General features: G+C 47.0%; 14 protein-coding genes and 3 pseudogenes. 9 read left to right on the top strand and 8 right to left on the bottom strand.

Annotation, left to right across the window (positions count from 1 at the left end; translation table 11 throughout):
* Nucleotides 1-142 precede the first annotated feature (142 nt).
* The 3 genes from FTT64_RS05390 to putA all read right to left on the bottom strand — a co-directional run bounded on the left by FTT64_RS05390 (nucleotide 143) and on the right by putA (nucleotide 5698).
* The gene (locus FTT64_RS05390; RefSeq protein WP_005178553.1) at nucleotides 143-367 is read right to left on the bottom strand and encodes a hypothetical protein; all 225 of its coding nucleotides are present in this window, start codon (nucleotides 365-367) and stop codon (nucleotides 143-145) included.
* Between the two features lie 243 nt (nucleotides 368-610).
* On the bottom strand, nucleotides 611-1693 hold the full coding sequence (gene trmA / locus FTT64_RS05395; protein WP_087662276.1) for a tRNA (uridine(54)-C5)-methyltransferase TrmA: 1083 nt from the start codon (nucleotides 1691-1693) through the stop codon (nucleotides 611-613).
* 252 nt (nucleotides 1694-1945) lie between these two features.
* Complete coding sequence (gene putA, locus FTT64_RS05400; protein ID WP_180182118.1) at nucleotides 1946-5698, bottom strand: trifunctional transcriptional regulator/proline dehydrogenase/L-glutamate gamma-semialdehyde dehydrogenase; 3753 nt, start codon at nucleotides 5696-5698, stop codon at nucleotides 1946-1948.
* Nucleotides 5699-5827: 129 nt separating this feature from the next.
* Here putA and FTT64_RS05405 point away from each other — a divergent pair, with 129 nt between their 5' ends.
* Complete coding sequence (locus FTT64_RS05405; protein ID WP_005178547.1) at nucleotides 5828-6310, top strand: Lrp/AsnC ligand binding domain-containing protein; 483 nt, start codon at nucleotides 5828-5830, stop codon at nucleotides 6308-6310.
* Nucleotides 6311-6402: 92 nt separating this feature from the next.
* Here the strand turns inward: FTT64_RS05405 and putP are convergent, their stop codons facing one another.
* Entirely contained in the window at nucleotides 6403-7911 is a 1509-nt protein-coding gene (gene putP / locus FTT64_RS05410; protein ID WP_104490403.1) for a sodium/proline symporter PutP, read from the bottom strand.
* Nucleotides 7912-8335: 424 nt separating this feature from the next.
* On the opposite strand from putP, the gene aspA reads away from it, so the two are divergent.
* Nucleotides 8336-9784: an aspartate ammonia-lyase gene (aspA, locus tag FTT64_RS05415; RefSeq protein ID WP_180182119.1), complete on the top strand. Its 1449-nt coding sequence runs from the start codon at nucleotides 8336-8338 to the stop codon at nucleotides 9782-9784.
* A gap of 89 nt (nucleotides 9785-9873) precedes the next feature.
* Here the strand turns inward: aspA and FTT64_RS05420 are convergent, their stop codons facing one another.
* On the bottom strand, nucleotides 9874-10578 hold the full coding sequence (locus FTT64_RS05420; protein WP_163170190.1) for an NAD-dependent deacylase: 705 nt from the start codon (nucleotides 10576-10578) through the stop codon (nucleotides 9874-9876).
* Nucleotides 10571-11530, bottom strand: coding sequence for a LysR substrate-binding domain-containing protein (locus FTT64_RS05425; RefSeq protein ID WP_005178537.1), 960 nt, complete (start codon nucleotides 11528-11530; stop codon nucleotides 10571-10573). Before FTT64_RS05425 ends, FTT64_RS05420 begins: the two co-directional genes overlap by 8 nt.
* 247 nt (nucleotides 11531-11777) lie before the next feature.
* On the opposite strand from FTT64_RS05425, the gene FTT64_RS05430 reads away from it, so the two are divergent.
* The 4 genes and pseudogenes from FTT64_RS05430 to FTT64_RS05445 form a co-directional block, all read left to right on the top strand.
* A complete protein-coding gene (locus FTT64_RS05430; RefSeq protein WP_016659032.1) occupies nucleotides 11778-13001 on the top strand; it encodes an acyl-CoA dehydrogenase in 1224 nt (407 codons plus the stop codon).
* A 388-nt stretch (nucleotides 13002-13389) separates the two neighbouring features.
* Nucleotides 13390-13975: pseudogene (locus tag FTT64_RS05435) on the top strand (transposase).
* Nucleotide 13976: 1 nt separating this feature from the next.
* Nucleotides 13977-14177, top strand: a pseudogene (locus tag FTT64_RS05440) (MFS transporter); the annotation flags it as partial.
* Nucleotides 14164-14832: pseudogene (locus FTT64_RS05445) on the top strand (CaiB/BaiF CoA transferase family protein); the annotation flags it as partial. The pseudogenes FTT64_RS05440 and FTT64_RS05445, both read left to right, overlap by 14 nt.
* A 93-nt stretch (nucleotides 14833-14925) precedes the next feature.
* Here the strand turns inward: FTT64_RS05445 and FTT64_RS05450 are convergent.
* Together FTT64_RS05450 and FTT64_RS05455 are read right to left on the bottom strand one after the other, a co-directional pair.
* Nucleotides 14926-15834 carry an alpha/beta fold hydrolase gene (locus FTT64_RS05450; RefSeq protein ID WP_168408541.1) on the bottom strand — a complete coding sequence of 303 codons (909 nt, stop codon included), beginning with the start codon at nucleotides 15832-15834 and terminating at the stop codon, nucleotides 14926-14928.
* Between the two features lie 21 nt (nucleotides 15835-15855).
* Nucleotides 15856-16401: a PadR family transcriptional regulator gene (locus tag FTT64_RS05455; protein ID WP_160243061.1), complete on the bottom strand. Its 546-nt coding sequence runs from the start codon at nucleotides 16399-16401 to the stop codon at nucleotides 15856-15858.
* A gap of 134 nt (nucleotides 16402-16535) precedes the next feature.
* Here FTT64_RS05455 and FTT64_RS05460 point away from each other — a divergent pair, with 134 nt between their 5' ends.
* The 3 genes from FTT64_RS05460 to FTT64_RS05470 all read left to right on the top strand — a co-directional run bounded on the left by FTT64_RS05460 (nucleotide 16536) and on the right by FTT64_RS05470 (nucleotide 20440).
* Complete coding sequence (locus FTT64_RS05460) at nucleotides 16536-18560, top strand: NADPH-dependent 2,4-dienoyl-CoA reductase (RefSeq protein WP_005178520.1); 2025 nt, start codon at nucleotides 16536-16538, stop codon at nucleotides 18558-18560.
* 277 nt (nucleotides 18561-18837) lie between these two features.
* Nucleotides 18838-19245, top strand: coding sequence for a nuclear transport factor 2 family protein (locus FTT64_RS05465; RefSeq protein ID WP_075166817.1), 408 nt, complete (start codon nucleotides 18838-18840; stop codon nucleotides 19243-19245).
* An 82-nt stretch (nucleotides 19246-19327) separates the two neighbouring features.
* Complete coding sequence (locus FTT64_RS05470; RefSeq protein WP_180182120.1) at nucleotides 19328-20440, top strand: YheT family hydrolase; 1113 nt, start codon at nucleotides 19328-19330, stop codon at nucleotides 20438-20440.
* The last annotated feature ends 43 nt before the right edge of the window (nucleotides 20441-20483 follow it).

Raw genomic sequence — 20483 nt, forward strand, 5'->3', positions numbered from 1 at the left:
TGAATTAAAAATACGATCAAGACTGATCTAAGCCCTTGAGCATACATGAAAAAAATGTCAAAACTAAGAAATCTGATTAAAATCAGACCAATAAAAAAGGCACCTAGAAATTCTAAATGCCTTTTTCTGTGGTCAGACTCTGCTATTGCAGGGGTAAATGTTGAAGTTCATTCAACTCTTTACGGCTATAGCCGCGCGAAGCGAGAACCTTTTTAATACCGATAATCACATCTTCATCTGTCGCTTTTGCTAAAGCTTCAAGAAGCTGTTCATTTGTCTTACAAGAGCAATCATTTTCAACACAAGCAATCTGATTCTTATGCTCGTTTTGCTGTTCCTGAGCGAACAGCTTTTGCCAAAAACTCATAGAGCCTTCATTTGCAACCTAACATAGCTCGAAATATAGCCAATTTAAAAATTAATGCAAGTCGACTAAAGTGATAAAAGCAGCAAACAGACTCTAGAAATTTCGATAGCTTGTAACAGTTTAAACGTAATTATGATGGCTATAAGCCTTGATTATAACTAAGTTGCTTGTTTTTATAAGAAAAAAGGAAGATTAAAAAATCTTCCTTTTCGGACTGAATAATATAATTTGAAACAAATTGTTTTAGATCTTTTCCAGTAAGACACCAGATTCCACATGATGGGTATAAGGGAATTGGTCAAACAGGGCAAATTGGGTGATCTTGTGGGTGCTGGCCAAAGTCTGCAAATTGTCATGCAGCGTATCCGGATTACAGGAGATATAAATAATCCGCTCAAAACGCTGCAACAGTTTTAAGGTTTCGGCATCAATACCGGCACGTGGTGGGTCTACAAACACGGTATCAAACTGATAGCTGGACATCTCAATGCCGGCTTCCTGCAAACGGCGGAATTCACGCTCGCCGTTGTAGGCCTGGGTAAATTCTTCGGCAGATAAACGCGCCACCTGAATATTGTCAATCTGGTTCTGCTCAATATTCCACTGCGCCGCATAGACTGAAGATTTGGCCAGTTCTGTGGCTAAGACGCGATTAAAACGGGTCGACAGCGGCAGGGTAAAGTTACCATTGCCACAGTACAGCTCTAACAGATCCTGATTGGCGTGTCCGGCAGCTGTACAGGCCCATTCCAGCATGTGCTGGCAAACGCGCGCATTCGGCTGGGTAAAGCTGCTTTCAATCTGTTTATATTGATACTGGCGTTCAAAGACTTGCAGTTCTTCCACCACAAACTCATCGCTCAGTACCAGTTTCTGGCCACGGCTCCGGCCAATAATTTTAATCTGCAGTTGCTCGGCCAGCTGTTTGGCCAGCGCTTCCCACTCTGCAGTTAATGGACAGCGATAAATCAGTGAAACTAGCATTTCACCTTTTAAGGTTGCCAGAAAATGCACTTCAAACAGGCGATTGGATAACAGCGGTTCTGCTTTTAAGGCATTCAGCAGTACCGGCATTAACTGGTTGATGCTAGCATCAGCAATTGGAAATTCATCAATTCGAATGACTTTTTTGTTCTGCTGCTCATCGCGTTCAAACATGGCATAAAACAGGTCATCTTCGGTATGCCAAATCCGGAATTCTGCACGCATACGGAAATGCTGTTCAGGCGAGGCAAACACCTCCAGCGCTGGAGGATTAAATTCGGCAAACTGTGCAGAAATACGTGCAACTTTGGCATCAAGTTGTTGCTGATAAGATGAAGTCATATGCAGTAAAAATCACAAACCCATTGAAACAGGGGATGGTAACAAAGTTTCAGGCAGATGCCTAAAGATATTCTGTGCAAACCTTAAATTGCGGTAGCGTGACGGGAGAAATCGAGCTTCGGCTCAACAGATCGGCAGATTAAAGCCGGGAAATAGATCACTTGCGAGAGCAAAGATAAAAAAAGCCAAACCAACAGAGACCAGGGAGAGTTGGTTTGGCAAAGAGGAATAACACCATGAAAAGGGGTGGCTTTAATCCAGCGTCATCAGGCTGGCGTTCCCTCCAGCTGCAGCAGTATTAATGCTGATGGCCCGTTCAATCACCAGACGTTCCAGCGGAATTTTCGGATCATTCGGTTTGAGATGGCTGATGCCGACAATCGCTCCGGCACGCTGCGCTACCGTTTGCTGTAACTCCAGCAATTGCGCCGAGCTGCCATGATGCAGCACTGCATCATAATCGCCATGCAGCAAGTCTGGGATCACGCGAATCCGCTGGGCAATCTCTGGCGGCATTTTCGGCAGATATTTCAGCATGAAGCGGTTTTCTGCCAGAACCACCGGCTGACTGCCGACTGCAAAAATCGCCAGTAACTGATGAATCTGATCCAGCTCCTGTTCGGCCAGGGATAGCACGGCATGGCGGGGCAAAATCGTATACTGATTACTTTCACCGGTTGGACCAGTCAGATTGAAGCTCTGACCCGTGGCAATTTTCTCCGGTAGTTGAATCAGCTGCTGCGGGAACTCGGCCTGTACCCAGTCCACCAGTTGGCTATACAGGGCAGGCATTGCTGCTGGATGCAGAGCCTGCGCCGCAAATGGTTGAGCCAGTTTTTTCTGCGAGCAGTATTGCATTAAGCGGTAGAGATACAGCGGTCCACCGGCCTTAGGTCCGGTCCCCGACAGGCCTTCGCCGCCAAAAGGTTGCACCCCGACCACAGCACCGACAATATTACGGTTGATATACAGGTTGCCGACCTCGGCTTGGGCAATCACGCTATGAATGGTTTCATCAATACGGGTATGCAAGCCCATGGTCAGGCCATAACCTTTGGCATTGATTTGCGCCAGCAGTTGATCAAGCTGTCCATAACGGTAGCGAATCACATGCAGTACCGGGCCAAACACTTCGCGCTCCAGATCATCCAGATGCGGCAGTTCAATCAGCGTTGGTGGTACAAAAGTGCCGTGTTGCAAGCTTGCATCGCTTTGCTTATTCCACATCAACTGATGCACCGGATAGCCCTTAATGCGCATTTTTTCAATATGACGCTCAATATTGTTCTGCGCTTCCAGGTCAATCACCGGACCAATGTCGGTTTTTAGCACATAAGGATTACCCACGCGTAACTGCTGCATGGCACCTTTGAGCATGGTCAGCACCGTGTCGGCATTATCTTCCTGCACACATAAAATTCGCAGGGCCGAGCAGCGCTGACCGGCACTGTCGTAAGCAGAGCTGACCGCATCCAGAATCACCTGTTCAGTCAGGGCTGAAGAATCGACAATCATGGCGTTTTGTCCGCCGGTTTCCGCAATCAGTGGAATGGCACTACCAGTCTGGCTTAAACGTTTGGCCACGGTCTGATTCAGGATTTTGGCGACTTCAGTCGAGCCGGTAAACATAATCCCCTGAATCCGTTCATCCTGACTTAGCTGCGCACCGACCGTTTCACCGCGTCCCGGCAGCAGTTGCAGTACATTTTTCGGAATGCCGGCATCCCATAAAATCTGCACCGCTTGCGCTGCAATCAGCGGGGTCTGCTCGGCCGGTTTGGCCAGAACGGTATTGCCAGCCACCAGTGCCGCGGCAATCTGGCCGCTAAAAATCGCCAGCGGGAAATTCCACGGGCTGATACACAGCACCGGCCCTAGCGGAATGATCTGGGTATTGATGTCCAGATCACGCATTTGCGCGGCATAGTAGCGCAGGAAATCAATTGCTTCACGCACTTCGGCAATGGCATTGCCATAGGTCTTGCCACTTTCGCGGCAGAGGAGCAGCATGAGCGGTTGCAGGCGTGCCTGCATTAAATCGGCAGCACGTTCCAGACATTGTGCGCGTTCATGTTTGGAAATATTGGCCCAGACGGCTTGTGCCTGTACGGCATTTCCCAGCGCCTGATTGACTTGTGCTGCTGTGGCTTCCTGTACATGACCAACAATATCCTGATGCTGCGCCGGGTTTAAAATCGCGTGTACATCGGCACTGTCTTCGGCGGTTAAGCCTTCACCCATCGGCTGGGCAGTCCATTGATGCTGATGCAGATTCTGCGCGGTTGCGTTTAAAGCCGCCAAATCCTGATCATTGGCTAAGTCCAGTCCAGCAGAGTTGTCGCGCTGCGCGCCGTACAGTTCATGCGGTAAGGGAATTGCCGGATGTTTCTGGCCGACTTTCTGTTCCTGTTGAGCTGTGGCTAAAATGGTCTGATGCGGATTTTCGATCAGATCTTCAATGTTTAGGGTCTTATCGGCAATACGGTTGACGAAAGAGGTGTTGGCACCATTTTCCAGCAAACGACGTACCAGATAGGCCAGCAGGGTTTCATGGTTACCGACCGGCGCATAAATACGGCACGGCACGCCGAGCTTCTGCTGCTGTTTCGAGCCGACCACATTTTCATATAATGGCTCGCCCATACCATGCAGGCATTGGAACTCGTATTGGCCAGCATAATAGCGCGCTGGATCGGCCAGATGATAAATCGTGGCCAGCGTTTGAGCATTGTGAGTCGCAAACTGCGGATAAATCTGTTCCGGTGCCGCCAGTAATTTTTTCGCGCAGGCAATATAGGACAGATCGGTATGCACTTTACGGGTAAAGACTGGATAATCTGACATGCCATCAATTTGCGCTTTCTTGATTTCGCTGTCCCAATAGGCGCCTTTCACCAGACGGATCATCAGGCGTTTCTGGCTGCGTTTGGCCAGATCAACCACATAATCTACCACATAGAAGCAGCGTTTCTGGTAGGCCTGAATCACAAAGCCAATGCCTTTCCAGTTATCCAGTGCCGGTTCAAAACACAGACGCTCCAGCAACTCTAAAGACATTTCCAGTCGTTCAGATTCTTCGGCATCAATATTCAGGCCAATATTGTAGTCCTTGGCCAGCACCGCCAGTTGCAGCACCTTGTCATACAGTTCGGTATGTACGCGGTCAATTTGAGCACGCTGATAACGTGGATGCAGGGCAGAGAGCTTGATCGAAATCCCCGGGCCGGTATAAACATCTTTATCTTTAGAGGCCTGGCCAATGGCATGGATGGCATTTTGATATTCATCAAAATAACGCTCTGCATCGTGTTCGGTCAGGGCCGCTTCACCGAGCATGTCATAAGAATAACGGAAACCTTTTTCTTCTAACGGTTCGGCGTGTTGCAGGGCTTCGCTAATGGTTTCACCAGTCACGAACTGCTCACCCATCATCCGCATCGCCACATCTACCGCTTTACGGATAATGCCACGACCACTGCGCGCCAGCAGGCCAGTCAGAATACCGCTTAAGCTGTTCTGTTTCGGGGTTTCCATCAGCTTGCCGGTCAGCATTAAGCCCCAGGCCGCTGCATTCACAAACATCAGGTTACTTTGGCCTAAATGCTCTTTCCAGTTGCCTTGATTGATCTTGTCACGGATCAGCAGATCACGGGTTGCGGTATCAGGAATACGTAATAGCGCTTCGGCCAGACACATCAGGGCGATGCCTTCTTGTGAAGAGAGGGAGAACTCTTGCAACAGGCCTTGCACCAGACCGGCTTTACCGCTGGAATTTTTACGTTCACGCAGGGAGTGGGCCAGCTGAAAAGCCAGCTCATAAATCTGGCTGTTCAGTGCATCAGGAATTTCACTGTGCTCGAGTAAATGGCTGACACATTCACTTTCAGGGCGACGCCATGCCGTATTAATGGCAATTTCTGCCTCATTTTTTTCTTTGAATTCAGTGATGTAATCCAAATGCGGTTTTGCGTCGTCGAAATGGGTTTCGCTATCCATCATGTTCATGCCAACATCCTGTGACGATATATTTTAGTTGAACGGTGTACCTTATATAATTTATGATCACAGAAAATATGCCAAATAACTCACTATAATTTTTGTTATTTTTAGAGATAAATACGGATTATGAATGGAATGATGAGTCTAGATCGCACTGACATTAAAATTCTGGATATTCTGCAAAAAGATGGCCGGATTTCAAATATTAAACTGGCCGAAGCCGTCAATTTATCGCCAACTGCTGCGCTGGCACGGGTACAGAAACTGAGCAAAGATGGTTTTATTCTGGGCTATGAAGCCAAGCTGAATCCGGAGTTGCTGAATAGCAGCTTTGTGGTATTTGTGGAAATTCTGCTGGATAAAACCACGCCGAATGTACTGGAAGAATTTTCAGATGCGATTTTGCAGCATCCGGAAATTGTGGAATGTCACATGATTAGTGGTGGTTTCGATTTTGTAGTCAAAATCCGCTGCGCCAATATGGAAGAATTCCGCAAGATTTCCGGGCAAATTTTATGGCAGTTGCCGGGGGTGAAAGAAACCCGCAGTTATCCGGTGATGGAAGTGATTAAGGAAAGCTCGCAGCTAAAACTGAAATACCAGCACAAGGCCAAATAAACCGTCATCTTTGTCTGTATTTTCCGTTAAAACCCAAAAGGAGCCGAAGCTCCTTTTTTATGGATGATCAATCAATTCGGTAGATTGCTGTGCTAGCTGTTCATTTCCTGCATGGCTTTTTTGTACTCGGCATCTGACTGTTCAAAGCGCTCAATCACCTCTGTACTTGGTGCCCGGTCGAGCAGACTGACTATTACAATACTCAGGCTGGCCAGAATAAAGCCGGGAATAATTTCATAGAGTCCGGTATCGGCCATGACATTTTTCCAGACAATCACGGTCATCGCACCGACTAGCATCCCGGCAATCGCGCCTTTCAGGGTCATGCGTTTCCAGAACAGCGACAGAATAATGAGAGGACCAAAAGCCGCGCCAAATCCGGCCCAGGCATAGGCCACCAGCCCCAGGACTTTACTCGATGGATTGCTGGCCAGCCAGATTGCCAGCATTGCAATCAACAGCACCATAAAACGGCCGACCCAGACCAGCTCTTTTTGTGAGGCATTTTTGCGTAAAAAGGCTTTGTACAAATCTTCAGTTAAGGTACTGGAGCAGACCAGTAACTGACAGCTGAGCGTACTCATGACCGCGGCTAAAATGGCGGCCAGAATAATCCCGGCAATCCAAGGATTAAACAGAATTTTGGTCAGCTCCATAAACACGGTTTCCGGGTTCTGATTCACCACAGCCGCCAGTTCTGGAAATTGCTGGAAATAGGCAATGGCAATGAAACCGGCACCCACCGCGCCGCCCAGACAGAGAATCATCCAGCTCATACCAATTTTACGCGCCGCCGGAATGGTTTTAACCGAATCGGCCGCCATAAAACGCACTAGAATATGCGGTTGTCCAAAATAGCCTAAGCCCCATGCCAAGGAAGATAAAATGGCAATAAAACTTAAACCGGACAGCATTTGTGTGGCATGTGGACGTGCGGTTTCCAGTAACAGACCAATTTGCTGACTATGATCACCCAATGCCAGATAGGTCATGATGGGGGTAATCAGCAGGGCAAAAATCATCAGCCCGGCCTGGAAGGTATCGGTCCAGCTAATTGCCAGGAAGCCGCCAATACAGACATAGCTGATGGTGGCAATCGCGCCAATCCACAGCGCCGTGGTATAGGACCAGCCAAACAGGCTTTCAAATAAACGCGCACCGGCCACCATGCCGGATGCACAGTAAATCGCGAAAAATACCAGAATCACCAGTGCTGAACTGACGCGCAGGATTTTCTTGCGGTCGCCAAAACGGCTGGTGAAATAATCCGGCAGGGTCAGGGCATTGTTTTGTACTTCGGTATGAACCCGCAAACGCCCGGCGACCAGAAGCCAGTTTAACCATGCACCAATAATCAGGCCGATGGCGATCCAGGCTTCAGATAATCCGGCCAGATAGATTGCACCGGGTAAACCCATCAGCAGCCAGCCGCTCATATCCGATGCGCCGGCAGAAAGCGCAGTCACCACGCTGCCCAGACTGCGGCCCCCAAGAATATAATCCGAGAAATCTGTGGTGGCCTTGTAGGCATACAGCCCGATACCGATCATGGCCACGATATAAAATATAAAGGTAATTAATGTGGGATTCAGTTGACTCATATGCCCATCCTTTGTCTGTAAGCGTTCATCCATCCGAGATGATTTTTTGCGCATTTTTTCAAGGAGCTGATTCAAGCATGGAATTAAAATTACGTTCTGTAACATTTCGACGGGATTTATAGCGGTCTTGTGTTGCAGTTTGTAGCTTTAGATACAATTGCAAAAATGGCTGCAATGAGCGGAAAATTATTAAGTCAAAATTTTGAATAAAGCCATAGATATTTTTATTTTTGCAAATATGGAGAGGATCTGTTAAATCTGGCTTAAAAATGGAGTAAATTTACATTATGTTACATCCAGTACATTCAGAAAGAATGTGTAATTAAATATTTCAAAAAGCGTATCAATCTTGTGTAGTTTCAGGCTGGCACAGGTTTAAGATTTTCTTATGCACAATATTGGTGCGAAATAGTGAGTAAACAGTGTGATTACGGTTCAGACAGAGAAAACAAGAATAGAGCATGATTTGCTGGGTGCTAAAGAAGTGCCGGCAGACAGTTATTATGGTATTCATACCTTGCGTGCCTTGGAGAACTTCCAGATCTCCAATCAGCAGGTCGGTGAAAACCTGCATTTCATTCGTGCTTTGGCGCAAGTGAAAAAGGTATCTGCACAAACCAATTTACAGTTTGAAAAAATCTCCCCGCAGGTGGCTGAGGCGATTCAGTATGCCTGTGACCAGTTGATTGAACAGCCCGCCGCATGGCGTGCGCATTTCCCTTTAGATGTTTATCAGGGCGGTGCCGGAACGTCGATTAACATGAACAGCAATGAGGTGATTGCCAATATCGCCTTAGAACATCTGGGGCTGGAAAAAGGCAGTTATTTTTCCATTCATCCAAATGATCATGTTAATAAGTCGCAATCGACCAATGATGTCTATCCAACAGCCTTGCGTTTAGCGACTTATTACAGTCTGGATGATCTGTTCGTGCAGATGCGTAACCTGATTGACAGTTTCTACAAGAAAGTAGCTGAATTTCAGTATGTATTAAAAATGGGCCGGACCCAGCTGCAAGATGCCGTGCCGATGACCTTGGGGCAGGAGTTCCGTGCCTTTGCCACCTTGTTAAAAGAAGATTTAAAACTGATTGACCGGACCCGTCAGTTGTTATTGGAAATTAACCTCGGCGCTACCGCGATTGGTACGGGTGTAAATACTCCCAAAGGCTATGCCCAGGAAGCGGTGCAGGCTTTAAAAGAGATTAGCGGCTTGCCATTAATTGGCGCAGAAGATTATGTTGAAGCCACCAGCGACTGTGGGGTTTTCATCATTTTATCCAGCACACTGAAACGTCTGGCAGTGAAATTATCGAAAATCTGTAATGACCTGCGTTTATTAAGTTCTGGCCCGCGTACCGGTCTGGGGGAAATCCGTTTACCGGAGTTACAGGCCGGTTCTTCGATCATGCCCGCCAAGGTCAATCCGGTCATTCCGGAAGTGGTGAACCAGATTGCCTTTAAAGTGATTGGCAATGACCTGACCGTGACCATGGCAGCCGAAGCCGGGCAGTTGCAGTTAAATGTAATGGAACCGGTGATTGCTGTGTCGATTCATGAATCCATCCAGTTATTGACTCAGGCCATGAAAAGTCTGGATGAGAAATGTATTCAGGGTATTCAGGCCAATGAACAGGCCTGCCATGATGCGGTGATGCGTAGCGTCGGTATTGTCACTTTGCTTGACCCGATTCTAGGTCATGCCAAATGTGATGAAATCGGGAAACTGTGTATTGCTGAAAACAAAACCATTCAGCAGGTGGTACTGGAGCAGGAATTACTGACTCAGGAACAGCTGGATGAAATTTTTGCCCTGCATAATCTGGTCAGTGAGGTAACACCACCGGAAGCAGTTTTTGCCCAAGTCAGCTAAGACACTGATTGCTTCAGTAAAACAGCAAAGGCTCAAGGTCATATATTGGTTTTGAGCCTTTTGTGTTTGGCCGATGGTTTTGATTCAACTTACAGGGTCGCCAGCAGACGTGGCTTTAACTGTGCCAAACCTTGGGTTGCAGTGGCGGCAATACATTCATATTGCGCCGGTAAACGCTGCTGATTGGCTTTCGGGTCAATATAATAGGCCTGACAATTGGCCGGAATTTCATGAACCAGACCAGCCACCGGGTAGACCGCCAGACTGCTGCCAATCACAATAAAAATGTCGGCATCCTGTACCCATTCAATCGCCTGTGCATAGGCAGGTACCGCTTCACCAAACCAGACCACGTGTGGCCGTAGCGGATAACCCGCATCACAGACATCGCGTTCCAAATCCAGCTCGGCGCCTTCAATCGGGTAAAAGCGGGTAGTGGTTTGTGCATCGGGACCGGAGGTTTTGGCCAGCCGGATATTGCCATGCAAATGTAATACCTGCTGGCTACCGGCACGTTCATGCAGATCATCAATATTCTGGGTAATAACAGCCACATCAAAATACTGTTCCAGTTCGGCAATCAATTGATGCGCCGCGTTGGGCTGGGCATTCAGAATATTTTTGCGCCGTTCATTATAAAAACGCTGCACCAGCGCCGGATTTTTGGCCCAGGCTTCCGGTGTGGCCACATCTTCCACCCGATGCTGCTCCCACAATCCATCACTATCACGGAAGGTATTGATCCCGCTTTCGGCGCTCATTCCGGCACCGGAGAAAACAATCAGTTTAGGCATAGGCAGATTCCTGTGTGGCGATACTGTGCGTGACTTCCTGTTGCATCCATTCTACAAATTTCTGAATTAAAACTGAATTTTCCTGACTAGAATGTACCAGATAATAGGAGCGCCGGCCGCTGAGCTGCTGATCTGAGGCCAGTACCAGTTCACCGCTGGTTAATTCCTGCTGAATCAGCATTTGCGGGATGAGTGCCATGCCCATGCCATGACTGGCGGCCACAGCCAGCATCGAAAACAGTTCATGACGCTGTCCATCATACGGATGGGCATGCTCAATCTGCTGGGTCTGGAACCATTCCTGCCAGATGGTCGGTCGTGTGGTTTGCTGTAATAAGGGCAGTTGCTGTAATTGTTCAGCAGCCAGGTTATAACCATAGCGATGGCTTTTTTGTGCCGCAGGAAAATGCCGGGCAATCAGCTGCGGTGAGCACACCGGCACCACATCTTCCTTCATTAAAAAATGGGTGTGGATTCCGGGCCAATGATCAATCTGCTGCTGCGTACCGGCATAAATGGCCGCATCAAAAATATTTTCATTAAATAAAAACGGTTTGGTGCTGGTTTCCAAATGAATAGTAATTTCCGGATAGCGCTGGTTAAAACGATGCAGCTTCGGCACCAGCCAGCGCGTGGCAAAGGTCGGTACTACACCCAGCTTTAAGGTGCCACCTAATCCTTTATGCGACATCACATCGAGCGTGCTTTGCTCCAGCCCCAGTAAATAGGGTTTGATACTTTTATAATAATGCTGTCCTGCAGGCGTCAGTTCGACTCCATGCCGGGTCCGGATAAACAGGCTTAAGCCAAGAAATTCTTCCAGCTGCTGGATTTGCCGGGAAACCGCACTCTGGGTAATAAACAGTTCTTGCGAGGCATGAGTATAACTGCAATGCTTGGCTGCCGACTCAAAGCAGAGCAAGGCCTGTAAAGAGGGAATATTACGCCGCATTTCAGATCATCCTTTATCTGCACAGGTATTTGAAAATAGCATAGATGAAGGCACTATGATCGCCAATTTGTTTATTTTTTATTGTTTCTTCACAGGTTTTAGCGCGATGCGCAGCTCCAGTATGAATATGCTTATTTAAGATATGCGGAGAATGCATATCTGCATTAAAAAATCTCGTTTGAAAATATTATTTTTCACACATAGTATCAACACAAACAACGAGAACATCATTCAGGCAGAGGAAGCTATGAATCAAATGGTAAATTCACATTCAGGCCGTAAAGTACATTTTGACTGGCAAGACCCATTCCTGCTGGAGCAGCAGCTGACTGCAGAAGAACGCATGATCCGTGATACTGCTGCGGCCTATTGTCAGGACAAGCTGATGCCACGTGTATTAGAACAGTTCCGTCATGAAAAAACCGATCCGACCATTTTCCGTGAAATGGGCGAGCTCGGTTTGCTGGGCCCGACCATTCCTGAGCAATACGGCGGTGCCGGTTTAAATTATGTCAGCTATGGTCTGATTGCCCGTGAAGTTGAGCGTGTTGATTCAGGCTACCGTTCTATGGCCAGTGTACAAAGCTCGCTGGTGATGGTGCCAATTAATGAATTTGGCTCGGAAGAACAAAAACAGAAGTATTTACCAAAATTAGCTACGGGTGAATATATTGGCTGCTTTGGTCTGACCGAACCGGATCATGGTTCTGACCCGGGCAGCATGATTACCCGTGCCAAAAAAGTCGATGGCGGTTATCGTTTAACAGGCGCAAAAATGTGGATTACCAACAGCCCAATTGCCGATGTATTTGTGGTCTGGGCCAAAGAAGTTTCACCTGAAGGCAATGTCGGTGACATTCGCGGCTTTATTCTGGAAAAAGGCTGGGAAGGGCTGTCTGCGCCTGCGATTCACGGCAAGGTCGGTTTACGTGCTTCCATCACCGGTGAAATTGTAATGGATAACGTATTTGTCCCAGAAGAAAATGCTTTCCCAGAAGTCCGTGGCTTAAAAGGTCCGTTTACCTGTCTGAACAGTGCCCGTTATGGCATTGCCTGGGGTGCGATGGGTGCGGCGGAGTTCTGCTGGCATACCGCACATCAGTACACCATGGACCGTAAACAGTTTGGTCGTCCTTTGGCTGCCAATCAGTTAATCCAGAAAAAACTGGCTGATATGCAAACTGAAATCGCTTTAGGTTTACAGGCCGCATTACGTTTTGGCCGCATGAAAGATGAAGGTATTGCCTCGATTGAAGGAACATCTTTAATCAAGCGTAATAACTGTGGCAAGGCGCTGGATATTGCCCGTTTGGCCCGTGACATGATGGGTGGTAACGGTATTTCGGATGAATTTGGTGTGGCGCGTCATCTGGTGAATCTGGAAGTGGTGAATACCTATGAAGGGACGCATGACGTACATGCCTTAATTCTGGGCCGTGCACAGACCGGAATCGCTGCATTCTGTAATTAATGTCATAGAAAAATAGCCAGGATGTTCAGGATGAACATCCTCAGGATAGTTGTGTCTAAAAAATCTGATTCATAACGTAAATAAAGGATTCATCGGCAGACTCTCGGGTCTTGCTGTGGGCGAGTTTTGGCTGTCATGCGCTACTGAATAAAAAAGAATAAAAAGCAGAAAGGCAGAACCCATAGCAAAAAATACCGGTGACTCATTTGGGAAAATGAGATAACGACAAGATGAAAAACGATATACACGCTGAAGCCGGAACACTGGGCTTAAAACTGCCATCGAATGTGGGTACCGCCCATCGAATTAGGGTCTGTTGACATTTACTGTGCAAAAAAAAATAGCGAGAAAGTAGAGTTTAATCGCCAAACCAAATCTACTCCTCGCTATGCCTCGTACAATGTTGACTGATCAACACTGGTCTAAGTTAGAAAACATTTTCCGTAATTTTCGTATTTATCTCAAACAAAATCTTCGAAATTTTATTGAAGCTATTCTTTATAGAATCCGTACAGGCTGCCCGTGGCGGGATTTACCTGCTGCCTTCGGAAAGCCAAACTCCATATTCAAGAAATTTTCCCGGTGGTCGAAAGATAATAAGTTATTAAAAATATTTAAGTTAATTTCATCTAATGCTGATCTAGAGTGGGTGTTTATTGATGCTAGCCATATTAGTTAACAATATAGACCTGCACGAGACAGAAATTCTCTGTGCCGATAAGGGTTATGACTCTGAATCCTTGAGAGAACAGATAGAAAAAACGGGAACTCAAGCTAATATTCCCAAGAAATCCAATACACTTTCAAATAATGATCATGTGGATTGGTATTTTTATAAAATCAGGCATTTAATTGAGAATACTTTTGCTAGATTAAAGCAATTTAGAGGAATTGCCACACGCTATGACAAGCTAAAGCAAAGCTATGAAAATTCTGTTGCCTTAGCTTGTATCTTTATTTGGCTACCATTATGAAATGTCAACAGACCCTAATAAAAACACCTGGAAACTGGCCTTTATTTTTGCCTTTGTATCTTTGGTGATTGATGGCGTAGACATCATGCTGCTGTCTTTCAGCTTAACCAGTTTAAAAGCAGAATTTGGTTTAACCACCTTTCAGGCCGGAATGCTCGGCAGTGCATCACTGGCCGGCATGGCCTTGGGTGGCGATTCAGGCAGCATTATTGGCGCGGCATCATACCGGACGTGGACAATATATTGATCTGTCTTTATTGGATGTTCAGGTGGCAACGCTGGCCAATCAGGGCATGAATTATCTGAGCAGTGGCCAGTCACCGCAGCGCATGGGCAATAAACACCCGAATATTGTGCCGTATCAAACCTTTAAGGCTAAAGATAAGGAATTTATTATTGCCTGTGGTAATGACAAACAGTTCAAGGACCTATGTCTGGCCATTGGTTATCCGGAATTATTGAACAATCCGAAATTCTTACGTAATCAGGACCGGGTCAAATACCGCGATGAGCTGATTCCAGCTCTGGCTGAATTTTTTCTGAGTCAGGATGCGGAGGAATGGGTACGCCGGATTCATGCGGTCAAAGTACCGGTCGGTGTAATTAACTCGATTGAAGATGCCTTGGCTGAGCCGCAAATTCAGCATCGGCAGATGCTGGTCAATTTGCCGCACAGTTTAAATGCGCAATTTAAAATGATTGCATCACCGATCAAGCTGTCAGATACACCGGTCGAATACCGGCAGGCACCACCGCAACTGGGTGAACATACGGCCTATATTCTGTCCCGCTTTAAATCTGCTGAAGAACTGCAGGCTTTAAAACAGCAGGGCATTATTGATGGGAAAATTGCCTAGTGCTTTGCCTTGATTGTTAGTCTTCACTTGCTTTTTGCCGAACCTTACACCGTTCGGCTTTTTTTATTCAGCTATAAATATTGATGTAGATATTTACTGATGCTGCAATAAAAAGCGTTTAAGTTCGCGGGTAAATTTCAGCGGCTCAGTCAGTAGCGGAGTATGCCCTGATTTTTCAAACAACACCTGCTGTGCCTGTGCCACACTTTGGGCAATCAGGGTTTGTCCCTGTACCGGATAGAGCACCGATTGCACCCCGCTAAAAAACACCGTAGGACAGTTCAGCTGGCTTAAGGCTTCACGATAATCTTCGGCATGTTCTAAATAGTTGCGGATATACCAAGTCATATAGTCCAGTCGAGATGAGGGTAACAGCAGATGTTGTAAACGTGGCTGTTGCAGGATTTTACAAAAGATGGCTCGCTGGCGAGGGTTGTTATTTTGCAGCTCAATAAACTGCATCCATAAAGCAAACAGTTGATCTTTGGCCGTATCATTTAAATCGTGAATCCACTGGAGATGTGCGTGTTCCGTAAATAGCGCGGACAGTTCGGATAAGATCTGTTTGAAGCGGCTGTGCTGCTGGCCAAACAGGCCATAGGCCCAGTGTTCATCCACCATGATTTTCGGGGTCTGATCAATATGCAAATAAGCTTTTAACTGCGCTGCCAGCTGTCCATATTGCATACCATGCATGGCAGTGGTCGCACCCATCGAATAGGCAACGATTATAAACTGTTGCAGCTGTAGTTGCTGAATTAAGGATTGCACATCCTGCCAGTGGCTGGAAATGGCATCCAGCTCCGGAATCCGGCACTGTTTCGAACCGCCAAAGCCGCGCCAGTCGGGAATAATAAAACGGAACTGTTTGCGTAGCGGCCACAAAAACGGCAGCCATTGCCAGCTGTGCATGCCCAAACCGGACAGCACCAGCACCGGCTGGCCCTGACCAAATTCACGCACAAATAAACCTTCGCCATCGGGCATGACATAATACGGCATGAGATTTCATTCCTTGAAATTTTATTGTTGTTGATCAAAAGCTTTTAGCGCCGGAATCACCGCTTCCAGCCAGCGAATCCAGCCGATTTCCTGCTCGATACCCAGCTGTAAAATCATTTTATGAATATATAAGGTACGATTTTCGTCGGTCTGCTGGGCAAAGTCTTTGGCATAAATGGCCTGATACAGCTGCAATTTTTCCTGATGCAACTGTAAATGCCGCTCTAGTTCGGGCAAAACCTCATTACCGCCGAGTTGTGCTTCGGCCCGTAAACGCACCATCAGTTCTTCACGGAGCTGCGCCGGAGGACCTTGCTTGACCATCCAGTCGGCCAGTTCGACCCGGCCTGCGGCCTCAACTTGATAGGTTTTTTTACGGCCTTGGGCATCTTCTTCAGCCAAAGTGGAAATCCAGCCTTTGCTGAGCATGCTGTTTAATTCACGATAAATCTGCTGATGGGTAGCATTCCAGAAAAAGCCCATCGAGCGATCAAAGCGCCGGGCCAGTTCAATGCCCGTACTGGGTTTTTCAATCAGGCTGGTGAGTAATACATGGGCTAAAGACATAGACGAGATCATGCAAGTATGAATCTAAAATATTATGCAACATGTTGCATAAAAGTCAAAATTCGCATATAAATTTATGCAACAAGTTGCATTAACATAAAAATAGCCCGCTTTTGGCCAGCCAAGGAGAGAATATGTCGAATTATCCGCATCTGTTAGCCCCGCTTGATTTAGGCTTTACCACCTTAAAAAACCGCGTACTTATGGGTTCTATGCACGTGGGTCTTGAAGAAGCACCAAATGGTTATGCACGGATGGCAGCATTCTATGCAGAGCGTGCCAAAGGCGGCGTGGGCCTGATTGTGACCGGCGGGATTTCTCCAAATGATGCCGGCTTAACCTTTGCAGGTGGCAATAAACTTGACACCTTGGCCGAAGCTGAAAAACATAAAGTGGTCACCCAAGCCGTGCATGAAGCGGGCGGTAAAATCGCCTTGCAGATTTTGCATACTGGACGTTATTCCTATCAGCCGGATATTGTGGCGCCATCCGCGATTCAGGCGCCTATTAACCCGTCTAAACCGCATGCACTCACCTCGGCCGAAGTACAGCAGACCATTGCCGATTTTGCCAACTGTGCCAAGCTGGCCAAATATGCCGGTTATGACGGTGTTGAAATTATGGGTTCGGAAGGCTACTTGATTAACGAGTTTATTGCCAAGCGTACCAATCATCGTGATGATGAATGGGGCGGCAGCTATGAAAACCGGATTCGCTTTCCAATTGAAATCGTGAAACGTACCCGTGCTGAAGTGGGTGAAAACTTTATTATTATCTATCGTCTGTCAATGCTGGATCTGGTCGAAGGCGGATCAAGTTTTGAAGAAGTGGTGCAGCTGGCCAAAGAAATTGAAAAAGCGGGTGCGACCATTATTAATACCGGTATTGGCTGGCATGAAGCACGTATTCCGACCATTGCCACCAAAGTGCCGCGTGCGGCTTTTAGCTGGGTCACAGAAAAGCTCAAAAGTGAAGTCAAAATTCCTTTAATCACCTCCAACCGGATTAACACCCCGGAAATGGCAGAGCATGTACTGGCGACTGGCCAGGCCGATATGGTGTCGATGGCGCGTCCATTTTTGGCAGATGCCGATTTTGTAGTAAAAGCCGAGCAGGGCCGTAGCGATGAAATTAATACCTGTATTGCCTGTAACCAGGCCTGTCTGGACCATATTTTCTCCATGAAAATTGCCTCCTGTCTGGTCAATCCGCGTGCCTGTCATGAAACCGAACTGATCTTTAAAGAAGCCAGCCAGCCGAAAAACATTGCGGTGATTGGAGCGGGTCCAGCCGGTTTAAGCTTTGCAATTTATGCGGCAGACCGTGGTCATGAAGTGACGATTTTTGAAGCCTCTAACCAGATTGGCGGGCAGTTTAATATTGCCAAGACCATTCCGGGCAAAGAAGAGTTTTATGAAACCTTGCGTTATTTCAAACGTCAAATTGAGTTGCAGCCACGCATTCAGCTAAAACTGAACCATACGGCCAGCTTTGATGAGCTGAGCAAAAGCAGTTTTGACGAAATTGTGGTGGCAACCGGGGTGACTCCACGTCAGCTGGAGATTGAAGGAATTGATCATCCTAAAGTTCTGAGCTATCTGGATGTGCTGAAAGAGCGTCGACCGGTGGCGAAACGGGTTGCGATTATTGGTGCTGGTGGAATTGGTTTTGATACCGCAGAATACTTAAGTCATGCCGGTGAAAGTGGCAGTCTGAATCCGGAAAAATTCTATGATGAATGGGGGATTGATACCGAATATGAGCATGTCGGTGGCCTGAAACCGGCACAGGTAGAAGCCTCCAATCATGAAATCTATTTATTGCAGCGTAAAGCATCTTCGGTGGGAGCAGGCCTGGGCAAAACCACCGGCTGGATTCATCGTACCGGCTTAAAAAACCGCGATGTTAAAATGATGGCAGGCGTAAGCTATCAGAAAATTGATGATCAGGGCCTGCATATTACGGTCAATGACCAGCCGATGCTGTTGGAAGTTGAAAATGTGGTGATCTGTGCCGGACAAGAATCTTATACTGCTATGTACGATCAGCTGCAAGCTGCGGGTAAAAATGTGCATCTGATTGGCGGTGCCAAGGAAGCCGGTGAGTTAGATGCCAAACGCGCAATCCGTCAGGGCGCAGAGTTGGCGGCGAAAATTTAATGCAATTCCTTCACCCTCTCCCTATGGAAGAGCGCTGGGGAGAGGGTGAATAACCGCCTCTGCCCTGTGCAGCAGGGTTGCTCATCTTCTGGAAGCTGAGGGAATTCACTGAATAGAATCAACTCCTTCCTTTGAAAAAGGGAGGTTGGGAGGGATTCTTGTAGAAAAACCCTTCTAAATCCCCCTTTCTTGCACTTCGTTTTAAAGCAATGCTTTAAAACTTGCTCAGGGGGAGTTTATATAGCAATGAAATATCAAAATAAAAAAGGACCCAAAAATGACCTTACACATCACCAAAACCGCGATTGCCCGTTGGCACCAGATGCTTGAACAGCGTGATATGGCCATCCTGAATGAACTGCTGGCCGATGAGGTGGTGTTTCGTTCTCCGGTGGCCTATCAGCCTTATGCCGGCAAGCAGGTGGTGTTTTTTATTCTGACCAATGTAATTCAGGTCTTTGAGAACTTTAGCTATCACCGTGAATTTTATGCTGCAGACGGTAACAATGTTGTGCTTGAGTTTTCTGCCCAGGTGGGAGATAAAAAACTCAAGGGTATTGATATGATCCGCTTCAATGATCAAGGTCAGATCATTGATTTTGAAGTGATGATTCGTCCTAAAAGCGGCCTCGAAGCTTTGGCTGCCGAGATGGGACAACGGATGGCACAATTTATGCCCACCTGATCTAAGCCCTGAACTCAACTGACTTCATAACATGAGAGAACTAGCATGATATAAGCCAAACCATACAAGGGGGGAACAAAACATGAAATTTGTGATCCAGAAAATGGCCCAGCTCACCCAGCGCTTGATTGATGAATGGACCGGCGCCGCAGAACCGACCTTATATTTTAATCCCGAAGGTCAAATCCGGCGCTGTATAGATGTTTTACCGCAACTGAAACAGAAATACCGGCCAACCCCGTGGCTGTCCAATACCCATGCGCATCTGCTTTATTTTGACTTAATCAAGAAAAAAACCATCCGCCTGCATTACGATGCCATTGAGCAGCTGAACATGTCCGATGGTGGCGTAACGGCTATTGCCTGGTACGGTCTGCATCTGCCACCACGCACCCCAACCATTATTGTAATGCACACCATTGTCGGAACTGCCGAGAGCATGAGCGAGCTGGTGCGGGATTTACATCAGCAGACCGGCTGGCGTATTGCCTTATGTTTACGCCGTGGTCATGCCAACTTGCCTATGCCGGTTCCGAAAATCTGCCTGTTTGGTTCCACCGAAGATTTACGGGAACAGATCCAGTTTATTCAGAAAAAATTCCCGGTTTCTGCCCTATATGGGGTAGGTTCATCGGCCGGTACCGGTTTGCTGGTGCGTTATTTAGGTGAAGAAGGCGATAAAACGCCGTTAAAAGCCGCTTTTGCACTGTGCCCGGGGTATGACACTGAAATTGGCTTTAACCATGTCCATCCGTTTTATAGTAAGGTCATGACCAAAAAGGTGATTCAGGCCTTTATTGAGCCTTATCGGAGTAGCTGGCAGAAAACCAAATCGCTGGCCAAAGTCATTACCGCGCAAAATCTGGCCGAATTTGAACAGGCCTATTTTGAGATGGCCGGCTATCATGATTATGAAAGTTATAGCAAAGCCATCAACCCGATTTATGTGTTCCAGAATGTCAAAATTCCCCTGATGATTTTAAACGCCGAAGATGATCCGGTTTGTCATATTAAAAATCTGGAACCGTATAAAGAAAGTATTCAGAAAATGCCGAATATTATGGTGGTGACCACCAAAAAGGGCAGTCATTGCGGTTTTTATGAAGGTTTAGGTGCGCCACAGTCCTGGGCCACACGTTTAATGGCTGATTATTTAAAGAACCAGCATCAACAGGGTGAACGTTCTTATTCCTGAATGGAACAGCTTCATAAAAAGGCCAATAAAAAACCCAGTACAT

It is taken from the genome of Acinetobacter sp. Q186-3 (genome assembly GCF_013420655.1).
In the GTDB taxonomy this organism is placed as follows: domain Bacteria; phylum Pseudomonadota; class Gammaproteobacteria; order Pseudomonadales; family Moraxellaceae; genus Acinetobacter; species Acinetobacter indicus.

What these genes read in the sequence shown, in the direction of transcription:
- FTT64_RS05390 (WP_005178553.1), bottom strand. Translation starts at nt 367, where the DNA reads ATGAGTTTTTGGCAAAAGCTGTTCGCTCAGGAACAGCAAAACGAGCAT.
- trmA (WP_087662276.1), bottom strand. Translation starts at nt 1,693, where the DNA reads ATGACTTCATCTTATCAGCAACAACTTGATGCCAAAGTTGCACGTATT.
- putA (WP_180182118.1), bottom strand. Translation starts at nt 5,698, where the DNA reads ATGAACATGATGGATAGCGAAACCCATTTCGACGACGCAAAACCGCAT.
- FTT64_RS05405 (WP_005178547.1), top strand. Translation starts at nt 5,828, where the DNA reads ATGATGAGTCTAGATCGCACTGACATTAAAATTCTGGATATTCTGCAA.
- putP (WP_104490403.1), bottom strand. Translation starts at nt 7,911, where the DNA reads ATGAGTCAACTGAATCCCACATTAATTACCTTTATATTTTATATCGTG.
- FTT64_RS05420 (WP_163170190.1), bottom strand. Translation starts at nt 10,578, where the DNA reads ATGCCTAAACTGATTGTTTTCTCCGGTGCCGGAATGAGCGCCGAAAGC.
- FTT64_RS05425 (WP_005178537.1), bottom strand. Translation starts at nt 11,530, where the DNA reads ATGCGGCGTAATATTCCCTCTTTACAGGCCTTGCTCTGCTTTGAGTCG.
- FTT64_RS05430 (WP_016659032.1), top strand. Translation starts at nt 11,778, where the DNA reads ATGAATCAAATGGTAAATTCACATTCAGGCCGTAAAGTACATTTTGAC.
- FTT64_RS05450 (WP_168408541.1), bottom strand. Translation starts at nt 15,834, where the DNA reads ATGCCGTATTATGTCATGCCCGATGGCGAAGGTTTATTTGTGCGTGAA.
- FTT64_RS05455 (WP_160243061.1), bottom strand. Translation starts at nt 16,401, where the DNA reads ATGTCTTTAGCCCATGTATTACTCACCAGCCTGATTGAAAAACCCAGT.
- FTT64_RS05460 (WP_005178520.1), top strand. Translation starts at nt 16,536, where the DNA reads ATGTCGAATTATCCGCATCTGTTAGCCCCGCTTGATTTAGGCTTTACC.
- FTT64_RS05465 (WP_075166817.1), top strand. Translation starts at nt 18,838, where the DNA reads ATGACCTTACACATCACCAAAACCGCGATTGCCCGTTGGCACCAGATG.
- FTT64_RS05470 (WP_180182120.1), top strand. Translation starts at nt 19,328, where the DNA reads ATGAAATTTGTGATCCAGAAAATGGCCCAGCTCACCCAGCGCTTGATT.